General features: G+C 51.1%; 10 protein-coding genes and 1 tRNA gene. 7 read left to right on the top strand and 4 right to left on the bottom strand.

The features are described 5' to 3' along the window. The 4 genes from fdxH to selA are packed head-to-tail and all read left to right on the top strand — an operon-like array spanning window position 1 to window position 3,940. Window positions 1–915: a formate dehydrogenase subunit beta gene (fdxH, locus tag MMG82_RS06535; RefSeq protein WP_275403230.1), complete on the top strand. Its 915-nt coding sequence runs from the start codon at window positions 1–3 to the stop codon at window positions 913–915. Then, window positions 912–1,553, top strand: a complete 642-nt coding sequence (locus MMG82_RS06530) for a formate dehydrogenase subunit gamma (protein ID WP_011620938.1) — start codon at window positions 912–914, stop codon at window positions 1,551–1,553. Before fdxH ends, MMG82_RS06530 begins: the two co-directional genes overlap by 4 nt. After that, window positions 1,553–2,461, top strand: coding sequence for a formate dehydrogenase accessory protein FdhE (fdhE, locus tag MMG82_RS06525; protein ID WP_218678084.1), 909 nt, complete (start codon window positions 1,553–1,555; stop codon window positions 2,459–2,461). Before MMG82_RS06530 ends, fdhE begins: the two co-directional genes overlap by 1 nt. 57 nt (window positions 2,462–2,518) lie before the next feature. Beyond that, window positions 2,519–3,940: an L-seryl-tRNA(Sec) selenium transferase gene (gene selA, locus MMG82_RS06520; RefSeq protein ID WP_241406645.1), complete on the top strand. Its 1,422-nt coding sequence runs from the start codon at window positions 2,519–2,521 to the stop codon at window positions 3,938–3,940. A gap of 1,610 nt (window positions 3,941–5,550) precedes the next feature. On the opposite strand, the gene MMG82_RS06515 is transcribed toward selA, so the two are convergent. Together MMG82_RS06515 and MMG82_RS06510 are read right to left on the bottom strand one after the other, a co-directional pair. Then, window positions 5,551–5,823, bottom strand: coding sequence for a hypothetical protein (locus MMG82_RS06515; protein ID WP_235522162.1), 273 nt, complete (start codon window positions 5,821–5,823; stop codon window positions 5,551–5,553). A gap of 6 nt (window positions 5,824–5,829) precedes the next feature. Then, a tRNA-Sec gene (locus MMG82_RS06510) sits at window positions 5,830–5,924 on the bottom strand. Between the two features lie 141 nt (window positions 5,925–6,065). On the opposite strand from MMG82_RS06510, the gene fdhD reads away from it, so the two are divergent. The 3 genes from fdhD (at window position 6,066) to yedF (ending at window position 8,460) form a co-directional block, all read left to right on the top strand. Then, a complete protein-coding gene (gene fdhD / locus MMG82_RS06505; protein ID WP_144376185.1) occupies window positions 6,066–6,902 on the top strand; it encodes a formate dehydrogenase accessory sulfurtransferase FdhD in 837 nt (278 codons plus the stop codon). Window positions 6,903–7,012: 110 nt separating this feature from the next. After that, window positions 7,013–8,227, top strand: a complete 1,215-nt coding sequence (gene yedE / locus MMG82_RS06500; RefSeq protein ID WP_037416291.1) for a selenium metabolism membrane protein YedE/FdhT — start codon at window positions 7,013–7,015, stop codon at window positions 8,225–8,227. After that, a complete protein-coding gene (yedF, locus tag MMG82_RS06495) occupies window positions 8,227–8,460 on the top strand; it encodes a sulfurtransferase-like selenium metabolism protein YedF (protein WP_011070517.1) in 234 nt (77 codons plus the stop codon). Before yedE ends, yedF begins: the two co-directional genes overlap by 1 nt. Window positions 8,461–8,525: 65 nt before the next feature. Here the strand turns inward: yedF and MMG82_RS06490 are convergent, their stop codons facing one another. Further along, window positions 8,526–9,851: a M48 family metallopeptidase gene (locus MMG82_RS06490; protein WP_241406644.1), complete on the bottom strand. Its 1,326-nt coding sequence runs from the start codon at window positions 9,849–9,851 to the stop codon at window positions 8,526–8,528. Between the two features lie 116 nt (window positions 9,852–9,967). Then, window positions 9,968–10,582, bottom strand: a complete 615-nt coding sequence (locus tag MMG82_RS06485; protein WP_037416298.1) for a hypothetical protein — start codon at window positions 10,580–10,582, stop codon at window positions 9,968–9,970. Window positions 10,583–10,936 lie beyond the last annotated feature (354 nt).

Here is a 10,936-nt window from a genome sequence, read left to right as displayed (position 1 = left end):
ATGGCGACTCAAGATATCATTCAACGTTCCGGCACTTCGCAAGCGACTCCACCTGCACAGGCGAGAGTCGGTGGCGTGAAGCAAATTGCGAAGCTGTTTGACGCGACTAAGTGTAATGGTTGTAAAGCCTGTCAGGTCGCTTGCTCAGAATGGAATGACCTGCGTGAAGAGGTGGGTTCGTTCCAAGGGACTTATCAAAACCCAGCATCTCTGTCGCCAGAGTGCTGGACCCTGATGAAGTTCAACGAGATTGAAGACCAAGGCAAATTACGTTGGCAGTTTACTCACAGTGCCTGTATGCACTGTGCGGATCCCGCCTGCTTGAAGGCCTGTTCTACCTCTGGCGCGATTGTTCAGCATGCCAATGGCACTGTGGATTTCGATTCGGACAAATGTATTGGCTGTGGTTATTGTGCCAGTGCCTGTCCATTCGATATCCCGAAGATCAGTGCCGTCGACAACAAGGCCTACAAGTGCACTATGTGCTCTGACCGCTTGGCTGTTGGGCTGGAGCCTTCATGTGTTAAGTCCTGTACCACGGGTGCGCTGCGTTTTGGCACCCGCGAAGACATGCTGTTCTACTCAGAAAAGCGTGTTAACGAGCTGAAAGAACGCGGTTTTGCCAAGGCGGGACTCTACAACCCTGAGGGCGTGGGTGGCACAGGCATGCTGATGATATTGCACGATGTCACTCAGCCTGAAACCTACGAAATGCCAAAGGATCCGCAAATCCCATTGTCTGTCACCCTGTGGCAGGACTGGGTGAAACCACTAGGTACTGTCGGACTTCTTGCAACGGCGGCTGTGGCCTGCCTGCATAAGATCACCGTCGGTCGCAACATAGTGGAAGAGGACCAACCCGGCTATCAGCCGCCAGAGGACAAGGCGCAAGCGGAAGAGGAGGCCAAGAAATGAGCAAGCATAACAAGCAAGAAATGGTAGTGCGTCACAAACTGTTCGACCGCATCTGTCATTGGTTCATTGTGGCCGTGGGGCTAGTCACGTTTCTGACGGGCTTTTCCTTCTTCTATCCCTCCTTCCAATGGTTAGGGGCGATAGCGGGCACGCCGCAATTGGCGAAGTTTATTCACCCAATTGCCGGCCTGATGATGTGTTTACCTTTGATGTTGATGCTGGTGCGTTATTACCACCACAACAAATGGGAAAAACACGATCTGGCTTGGATGCTCGCCATCAAGGACGTGATGTTCGAGAACGAGGACAAAATCCCGCCTATCGGCCATTACAACCCTGGTCAAAAAGTGCTGTTTCGTGCCTTTGTGTTGACTTCTATCACCTTAACCGTGACGGGATTCATCATGTGGCAACCCTACTTTGCACCTTACTTCTCGGCCACTGTGGTGGGCTGGGCGATCGTGCTGCATGCCATTTGTGCCTTGATCATGCTGATGTTTGTGATGGTGCACTTTTGGATGGCGACCTGGGTGGAAGGTTCTATCACAGGCATGCTTTACGGCAAGGTCTCTAAGGCTTGGTGCCGTAAACATCATCCGCTGATGTTGGATGAACATTCGGACGTGGAGAAACATTAATGAGTCATACAGCCGAGATACCTATGGTCCCCGGCAGCGAATCGCCGCTGGAGCTTAAACCCTTAAAGGCGGTGGACCCTAAAACTGTGTATCACAGACGGGCGCAGCGTTTGTTGCCGTTGGCCAAGGACTCGCCGCTGGCCGACTACTTTGAGCTATGCCGCCGTGTGGTTGCGATTCAGGCCAGATTGGCGGCGGAGGCTGACTTCGGTCAGCTTCTCGCTTGGGGGAAAGATGAAGCGATTCCGCTTTCCCACTTGGGTTCAGAGGCAGATAGCTATTGGCAAGGACTGCTACAACAACTGTTAAGCGATCTGCTGCCGCAGGTGGATGAGGATATGGCGCGAGTGCTGCGTTTGTTGATGCAGCAATCTCCAGAACAACTCACCTCCTGGGGCAGTGCATTGCGTCAGGGACATATGAGCGCAGTGCCTGCACGCTTTAGTTTGTTTATCTGGGCGGCGATGGGGGTCTACTGGTCCCATTGGGCACCTATGGTGATTAAACGGATCGATCAACGCAAAGTCGTGCAGCAGAACCTATGCCCGATTTGCGGGTGTCATCCTGTGGCGAGCGTAATCGTCGACCAGCCGAGAGCGGGTCTGCGTTATCTGCATTGCAGTTTGTGCGAGAGCGAATGGCACTACATTCGCGCCCATTGCACTAGCTGTGGTCAGGATAAAGGGACGACGCTCTGGTCATTTGATGATGCTAAGGCCCAGGTGCGCATCGAGAGCTGCGACGAATGTCATGGTTACACCAAGATGCTGTTCGTCGAAAAGTCACCGCTGATGGATGTGGCGGCCGACGACTTAGCGACATTGATGCTCGACAGTGAGCTAAATGCCAAGGGCTTTGGAGCGACCACGGTCAATCCATTGCTACTGGCCCACGAAACTGAGCAATAACCAAAGTCGGGAAGGGCTCACTGAGCTCTTCCCCTTATATTTATCAAGATGATACAAATGATGACCCAAGTACCCGATACACCCCAAGCCCTGTACCGTGCGCTGCCGTCGATGGACCGTTTGCTGGTTGATGCCGCGTTGGCTCCTTTGCTGCAACGCTATGGTAAAGCGGCGGTAAAAGCGGCGTTGGATACTCAGTTACGCACGGCGCGTGAGCTGATTGCCGAGGAGCGGCGCTTACCCGCTTGGTGTGCTAACCCGGCGTTATTGAACGGATATTTGGTTGATCAATTGTCTAAGGACTATAGCCATAGTCTAAAACCCGTGTGGAATCTCACGGGAACAATCCTGCATACCAATCTTGGTCGCGCCCAGCAGTCTGAGGCTGCCATTCGTGCAGTCACCTCTGTGATGCGTTATCCCACACCGCTGGAATTTGAATTAGCCGCCGGTGAGCGCGGCCATAGGGATAATGCCATTAGTGGGTTAATCCAGCGCCTAACAGGAGCTGAAGCCTGCTGCGTAGTGAATAATAACGCCGCCGCTGTGCTGCTGATGTTGTCGGCGGTCGCGGCGGGCAAAGAAGTGATCGTCTCCCGTGGCGAGCTGGTGGAAATTGGCGGCGCCTTTCGGATTCCAGACATTATGCGCCAAGCGGGCTGCACCTTAGTGGAGGTCGGCAGCACTAATCGTACTCACCTCAAAGACTATGAGCAGGCGATAACCGAAAATACCGCCGCCATTATGAAGGTGCATACCAGCAACTACCATATAAGTGGTTTTACCGCTTCGGTGGATGAGGCCAGATTAGGCCAACTCTGCCGCGAGCGCGGTGTTGCATTGATCTCGGATCTTGGCAGCGGTTCACTCACCGACTTACGCCGTTTTGGTCTTAAACAAGAGCCGACGCCCCAAGCTATGTTGGCAGATGGGGTCGATCTGGTTAGCTTCTCCGGCGATAAACTCCTCGGCGGCCCGCAATCGGGCCTGATTGTTGGTAAGCAGGCGTTAATTAATAAGCTTCAAAGTCATCCGCTCAAGCGTGCATTGCGCTGCGACAAGCTGATTTTAGCGGCGCTTGAGGCGACGCTGATCCACTATCTCAACCCCGAAACCTTAGACAAAGAACTGCCGATTATGGCTAAGTTTGCCCGCAGCCAAGCTGAGTTGCGCCAAATCGGTGAGCGCCTGCAACGTGCCTTAGTGCCGCTGTTTGCCCCGAGCTATGGTATCGAATTAGTGGAGTGCCAAACCCAAGTCGGTAGCGGCTCGCAGCCCGATACCTTTTTACCCTCAATCGCCCTGTGCTTTAACGCGCAAGAGGGCGGCAGTTTAACGTTGCTCGAGCAGCATTTTAAGCAGGCGCAGCGCCCTGTGATTGGCCGTATGACCCAAGATCAACTTCGCCTCGACCTGCGTGGTATCGATGATGAGGCCGAATTATTGGCCGAACTCAGCACCTTAGGTGTGCAGCTATGATTATGGTCACCGCGGGCCATGTCGACCACGGCAAGAGCACGTTGATCCGTGCCTTGACGGGCATGAATACCGACAGGCTCCCCGAAGAAAAACGCCGTGGTATGACTATCGATCTTGGTTACGCCTTTATGCCACTGCGAGATGGTACTCGTTTAGCCTTTATCGATGTGCCTGGCCACGAAAAATTCATCAATAACATGCTGGTGGGCGTGAGCCATGTGCGCCACGCGCTGCTGGTGTTGGCCTGTGACGACGGCGTGATGCCGCAAACCCGCGAGCATCTGCAAATCCTCGCGCTTTTACCGCTCAATAGTTTGACCTTAGTGCTGACCAAGCGGGATTTGGTCGATGACCAAACCGCCGCCAAGTTGGCTTCAGAGGGAATTGCGCTGCTTGCCGAATACGGTATCGAGGCCAGCGGCGTGTTTGAGGTTTGCGCTAATGATGCAGGTGATGCGGGGGTAGAAACCCTTAAACAACATATTTTAGAGATTGCCGAGCAGCAATCGACCCAAGCGGAAGATGCCAGTAGCTTTAGGATGACACTCGATCGCGCCTTTAGCGTTAAAGGTGCGGGTTGTGTGGTCACTGGCACTGTGATTAGCGGCAGTGTTTGTGTCGGCGATAGCCTCTACAGCTCTGGGCAAAAAGCGAAATTACGGGTGCGCGGCATTCACTGCCAAGGGAAGGAAGTTCATAGAGCACTCAGTGGCACTCGGGTCGCCTTGAATCTTACTGGTGTTGATAACCACAGGGCGCCCGCCCGCGGCGACTGGTTAAGCAGCCTGCCACAAGCCGAGTTGTGCGCCAGACCTGTAGTGCAAATTCGCAGTTTCGAACCCATCAGCCATTGGCAAAATGTGCATTGTCACCACGGCGCCGACCATACCTTGGGGCGAGTATCGCTTCTGGATGAAGCCGATGAGCAGGGGCGTTATCTGGCCGAAATTGTGCTGGATAAGCCACTACTGTTATGCCAAGACGACCCGATAGTGCTCAGGCATATTGGTGGTAAGCAAACGCTGGGCGCGGGGCGGGTGCTGGCATTAAAAGTCCCCAATCGTAAGAAGCGTACGCTTGAGCGTGTCAGTAAGCTGCAACAGCTGGCCAAGCTCACCAATCCGGTGAATGTGCTGGCGCTACTCGGCCAGACTGAGGCGCTCAGTATCGATGAAATCCATTGGCGCTGGCAGCTAACCGATGAAGGGCTAGCCGCCATGTTAGCGCAGGCGGGGCTGACTCGAATTGGCGCCTACGGGCTATCGACTCAGTTACTTGAGCAAGAAAAACAGCAATTTATTGAGCTGTTACGTGAGTATCACCAACAGCACCCAGACCAATTAGGGCTGGGGCGCAATCGTCTGCAACGTATGAGCCACAGCGTATTGCCTCAGGATTTAGCCAATAAGGTGCTCGATAGCCTATGCCAAGAAGGGCTGATGGTGTTGCGCGGCGCTTTGCTGCAGTTGGCGGATCACAAAATTGTTCTTGATAGCGAGGCGCAGCAGTGCTGGCAACGCTTGGCCCCTTGGCTGGCGCAGCAAACGTCGCCTGTGTGGGTGACTGAGATGGGGGAATATCTGGAACTCGAGCCCGCCAAACTTAGATTGCTATGTTTTCAACTGGTGCAACAGGGCTTTATTACCGCGGTGGTGAAGGACAGATATTTGCTGAGTGAGCAGTTGTGCCACTACGCCAATCTGGTGCGTGAGCACGTGGACACCCACGGCAAGCTTGAAACCGCAGAGTTTAAGGATCTGATTGGCCTTGGCCGCAAGGTCAGCATTCAATTGCTGGAGTTTTTTGACCGCAGCGGTTTTACCCGCAGGAAGTTTCGCAGTAACAGCCGGGAAATTCGGGATGGGGAACTGTTTTATTCCCATGAGAATTGGCGGAAGAACATAGGAGTCGAACCTACCCAGGACTGCTGGCAGCCCTACCCGGATTTGAAATCCGGACGCCTCACCGGAGACGACGTTCTTCCAATAGAAGACAACTCGATAGTAGAAAATGCGTAAACATGAATCAAGCGTATTTGCATTTCATTAAGTGGTTTGTGACTTAAGTCGTATTTTACAAGCAAACTAATTGTTTTTATTTGAATTTATGAGTTTAGAGGGTCGCTATGGAATATCATTCACACGCTGTGGTTACTGAAATAAAAGTGACCCTTTTAGAACAGGGACAGGCATCGGAGTTAACTGATTATGTCGCCAACGAGGTGCGTGTGGCGCTGGTCTACAACGGCATTTCCCACACTGTGATGTTAGCCAGCCCCGAAAACCTCGAAGAGTTTGCCATTGGCTTTACCTTGTCGGAGCGGATTGTTTCCCATGTGAATGAAATCAAAGGGGTGGATCTGGAATTCACCCCCGAAGGCGTGCTTATTCAAGTAGAAATCACCCAAAGATGCTTTATGGAACTCAAGCAGCAGCGGCGCAATATGGCGGGGCGTACTGGCTGCGGTCTCTGTGGTGTCGCTCAGTTGGAGGAAGCGGTTAAACCCGTTATCCGCGTAGACTCGGACGCGCGGTTTAATATCGATCATCTTCAGATCGCTCTCGGGCAACTGAAGGAAAATCAGCATCACTTTAAGCTCACTGGGGCGACCCATGCTGCCATGGGCTTAGATCAAGACGGACAAATCATCGCCGCCTTTGAGGACATTGGTCGGCACATTGCACTGGATAAATTAATCGGCGGATTCTCAATGCGTAAGGCACAGCGTCCCGTCGCCGTATTGCTCACCAGCCGTGCCAGTTTCGAAATGGTGCAAAAGGCCGCTAGTGCCAATATCCAAATTCTGTTTGCTATGTCCGCCGTGACTTCACTGGCGTTGGAATTAGCAGAGAAAAGCAATATCACGCTTATCGGTTTTTGCCGTAATGGCAGGGCAACGCTTTACACCCACGGTTATCGCCTGTTGGGGCAGCAGTGTGTCAGCTTAGCTAAAGCCATTTAAGCGTGAGGCCACTTGAGATTGAAGTTGTCGAACGACTTCAATCACTCTGGCACACAGGTTATAAGCGTATTGCGCTTATTTTTTATAGTCTCGTTCATTAGGGTAATGACATGACATGGCAACAATTTAAACAACAATATCTGATCCGATTTTGGGCGCCAATGCCTGCGGTAATTGCCGCCGGTATCCTTTCTACTTACTATTTTGGTTTAACGGGCACCTTCTGGGCGGTGACGGGGGAATTTACTCGCTGGGGTGGGCATTTGCTGCAATTGGTGGGTGCCAATCCTGAAACCTGGGGTTATTTCAAGGTGATAGGTTTACAGGGGTCTCCCTTAGACCGCATCGACGGCATGATGATCATCGGTATGTTTGGTGGCTGTATTGCGGCGGCACTGTGGGCCAATAACGTTAAACTGCGTATGCCACAGAGCCGTATCCGCATCGCTCAGGCATTAATTGGCGGTATTATTGCCGGCTTTGGTGCGCGCTTGGCGATGGGCTGTAACTTAGCGGCTTTCTTTACTGGTATTCCGCAGTTTTCCTTACACGCGTGGTTTTTTGCCCTCGCGACGGCGGCGGGCTCTTACTTTGGTGCGCGCTTTACGCTGCTACCCATGTTCCGTATTCCAGTGAAATTGAAGAAAGTCGATAAGGCGTCTTCGGTCAAACAGGATGAAAACCAAGCCAGACGGCGTTTTCGCATCGGTATGTTAGTGTTCGCAGCCATTATCGGCTGGGGATTATTGACTATGTTCAATGCGCCTAAGCTGGGTATCGCCATGCTCTGCGGTGTGGGTTTTGGCTTGTTGATTGAACGGGCGCAAATCTGCTTCACCTCGGCATTTCGCGATATGTGGATCACCGGACGCACCCATATGGCTAAGGCGATTATTCTCGGTATGGCGGTAAGTGCCATCGGGATTTATAGCTATGTGCAATTAGGCGTGCCGCCAAAAATTATGTGGGCTGGCCCGAATGCGGTGATTGGTGGCCTGCTGTTTGGCTTTGGCATTGTGCTGGCAGGTGGTTGTGAGACGGGGTGGATGTATCGCGCCGTCGAAGGCCAAGTGCATTTCTGGTGGGTTGGTTTAGGCAACGTGCTGGGTTCAACCCTGCTGGCCTATTACTGGGATGATTTAGCCCAGCCATTAGCCACAAGTTGGGACAAGGTTAACTTGCTTTCAAGCTTTGGCGATAAGGGTGGCTTATTAGTGACCTATCTACTGTTGGCATTGTCGTTTGCGGCCATGTTGCTGTGGGAAAAACGTTTCTTTGCTCGCAAGGCGAAGCGAGATGAACAATTGATTGCGGAGGCGGCGTAATGAGTCAATATATTCCAGATTATCAACTCGATATGGTGGGCGAGCCTTGCCCTTATCCTGCTGTGGCCACCCTTGAGGCCATGCCGACACTGAAACCGGGAGAGATATTAGAAGTGATTAGTGACTGCCCGCAGTCAATCAATAATATTCCACTCGATGCCAAGAATCATGGCTATAAAGTGCTGGAAATTGAGCAGAACGGACCAACGATTCGTTATCTGATCCAGCGTTAATTGAGCCATTAGAATAAGGCCATCACGGCAAATGAAAAGCGCTGCATTAGCAGCGCTTTTGGTTTTTAGCCTTGGCAATCAACGGGTAAATACTCGTCGGGAATACCATTACTGCTACATACCCAAGTCACATTATCCTGCTCGTCGACTTGTGGCGATAGGTACACCTCATAGTCTTGATAATCCCCTAGGGGTTCGCCGCCCACAAACCCGACTATGCCATCGGTGTAGAGATTAAAGGTGGCCAGTTGTGCATCCGTGAGTCCAAGGACTTCCAATTCTGTCGGCCAAGCTTTGTTGGCTTGGTAGTAGGCCGTTAAAGTATCTGTAATGGGCGTTAATGACTGATGTAATTGATCTATATGTTTAACCGCAGCATCGGTATCGGGAACTGTCAAAGTTAAAGCCGGAGTTTGATCAGTTGGCGCCTCATAACTTACTTCTGCGCCCATTTTTTCTTGGTATTCCTTATAGGCGGGAATCGCGACCGCTGCTGCCACACCGATAATCGCCGCAAGGATGATAATCCCGCCGCCTGCTGTGCCCATACGTGGCATAAACAAACTAAAGAGATAGGCAAATACACTGCGAGAAGGCGCCGTATACACTTTGCCTTGTGCGGTTGCTTGTACTCTTGCCATGCGTTTAGTCAGCCAAGGATAACTGCTATTGATCTCATGGAAAGACATCCAAAAGCCGCTCGACTCTTGGGTTTGGCGAATATATTGATCGACATTCATCCGTTTCCACTGCTCAACCCCGGCGGCAAGTACGGCGACCGCATTGGTGGCTGAACGTAAGCTATTGCAGCAGCGCAAGCCGTGTAAATCACAGGTATATTCACATGCGCGAGCATAGGCGGCGCCGATCAATGGCAGCCAAGTGGCAAACACTAACAGCGGTTCTTTGCCAATATGGTTACGGCGAATATGGCCAAGCTCATGACCGATATAAAAGTTAATTGCGTCTTTATCCGACTCAAGTGCATCCACTATTGATGAGAACAGCACTATGTAGTTGCGGCGCAAAAAGCGGGTTGCGAGGGCGTTTAACATACCATCGGCGGCTAACAGATAGGCGCGCGGTGGTTCTTTAATCTCTAAACGCTCACAGCAGGCGAGGTATTGCTTGTGTAAATCGGGGAACTGCTCAGGGCTAATCTCAACCGCCGTTCCCTTTAAGTAGCTGATAAACGCCGAGTGGGTGAAGAGGTAGATAATAAAAAACATCAGCACATAAATCAGGGCGAGACCTTTAGTGGCTATGATAAGCACGGCCCAAATCAGTCCTGAAATAATCGCTAAAATTGTAAAGAGTGACTTTTCCTTCGAATAGACGGTATCGGTCATTTGAATAGGGTTGTCGTTCCCTGCACTAACCACTTGTTCCATGTTGATCCTTTTCCTAGTGAAATAACAAAGCGGCGTGAAAATAGTCAATTTCACTAGGAAATTCAATCTCTATAACTGGAATAACCGATAATTTACCTTTTCGTGCTAAAAATGGCTTAAGGTGCCAATACGGCGGTGCCATTTTTAATCGCGTTTTGCGCCAGTTCGTAAACCTGCTTTTCGGCTATATTAACTAGCTTTTGGTGTTCATCGCCGAGTTGCTCCATCTCTTTGCCCATCACTTCCATCGATGCGCCTAGGCTTTCAATTTGCGCGTTACTCTCAGCATCTTTTTCACCTGAGGCGAGATTGACTAAGAGGTTGTTGGTTTCGGCACTGATAGCATCACCCTTTACTTGCATTTGCTCGCCTAGACGCTGCATTTTTTCGCCTTGGATCTGCATTGGGCGCACGGCCTCTTTCACTTGATTTACAAGGGCTGGATCGGTAATCACATAGCGGTTTCCGCCAGTCTTAACCCACAGGTAATCCGTTTGGTAAGCATTGCCTTGTTGTTTGAGTGTGTTCCAATCTTGGCTTTCACCCGCGCCTATCGTGAGCTCACCATCTTGGCGTACATAAATCCACGAAAAGTCAGGATAATTACTGCTATTGATTGAAATATTGGTTTCGGTCGATGACTGAGTGCTTGTCTGCTGTGTAGCCCAAATTCCACAGGGGATAAGTGCGAGGATCAATAAGCCGCCAAATACTTTAGTGCGTGTGTTCATAATGCTTCCTTGTATGAATAAGTGTTTGTGATTAACTCACCTGTATAAGCAGAGTCCATGCCAATAAAATATTCTTTATTTATCATTCACATGTAGAAAGTGTCCGCCTGGCGAGCCTAAATGTGTCCGCGCGTTCAGTCTCAATGTGTCCGTTCAGTGGACACTTTTGGGATAACCCATCAGGCTGCACTACACTTAGTCGAGTTTGTTAAATACTGCTTGATTGCGGAACAGGCATTGAGTGGTTATTTGTGGAGTAGTGCTGTTTTTTGCCAGTTTGATAAGCGTATTTTGCTTAAGTCAGCTTAGGTTAAGCTGGTATGGCGTTAGCTATGGCAATGAATAGTGGTTGGT

The organism is Shewanella sp. MM_2022_3 (genome assembly GCF_022557375.1).
In the GTDB taxonomy this organism is placed as follows: Bacteria; Pseudomonadota; Gammaproteobacteria; order Enterobacterales; family Shewanellaceae; genus Shewanella; species Shewanella xiamenensis.
This window is presented reverse-complemented; position numbering and strand designations above follow the sequence as displayed.

Bases quoted from the DNA above. Each gene is read 5' to 3' on its own strand.
- MMG82_RS06490 (WP_241406644.1), bottom strand. From the start codon at position 9,851: ATGGAACAAGTGGTTAGTGCAGGGAACGACAACCCTATTCAAATGACC.
- selA (WP_241406645.1), top strand. From the start codon at position 2,519: ATGATGACCCAAGTACCCGATACACCCCAAGCCCTGTACCGTGCGCTG.
- yedF (WP_011070517.1), top strand. From the start codon at position 8,227: ATGAGTCAATATATTCCAGATTATCAACTCGATATGGTGGGCGAGCCT.
- fdhE (WP_218678084.1), top strand. From the start codon at position 1,553: ATGAGTCATACAGCCGAGATACCTATGGTCCCCGGCAGCGAATCGCCG.
- MMG82_RS06485 (WP_037416298.1), bottom strand. From the start codon at position 10,582: ATGAACACACGCACTAAAGTATTTGGCGGCTTATTGATCCTCGCACTT.
- fdxH (WP_275403230.1), top strand. From the start codon at position 1: ATGGCGACTCAAGATATCATTCAACGTTCCGGCACTTCGCAAGCGACT.
- MMG82_RS06530 (WP_011620938.1), top strand. From the start codon at position 912: ATGAGCAAGCATAACAAGCAAGAAATGGTAGTGCGTCACAAACTGTTC.
- yedE (WP_037416291.1), top strand. From the start codon at position 7,013: ATGACATGGCAACAATTTAAACAACAATATCTGATCCGATTTTGGGCG.
- fdhD (WP_144376185.1), top strand. From the start codon at position 6,066: ATGGAATATCATTCACACGCTGTGGTTACTGAAATAAAAGTGACCCTT.
- MMG82_RS06515 (WP_235522162.1), bottom strand. From the start codon at position 5,823: ATGGGAATAAAACAGTTCCCCATCCCGAATTTCCCGGCTGTTACTGCG.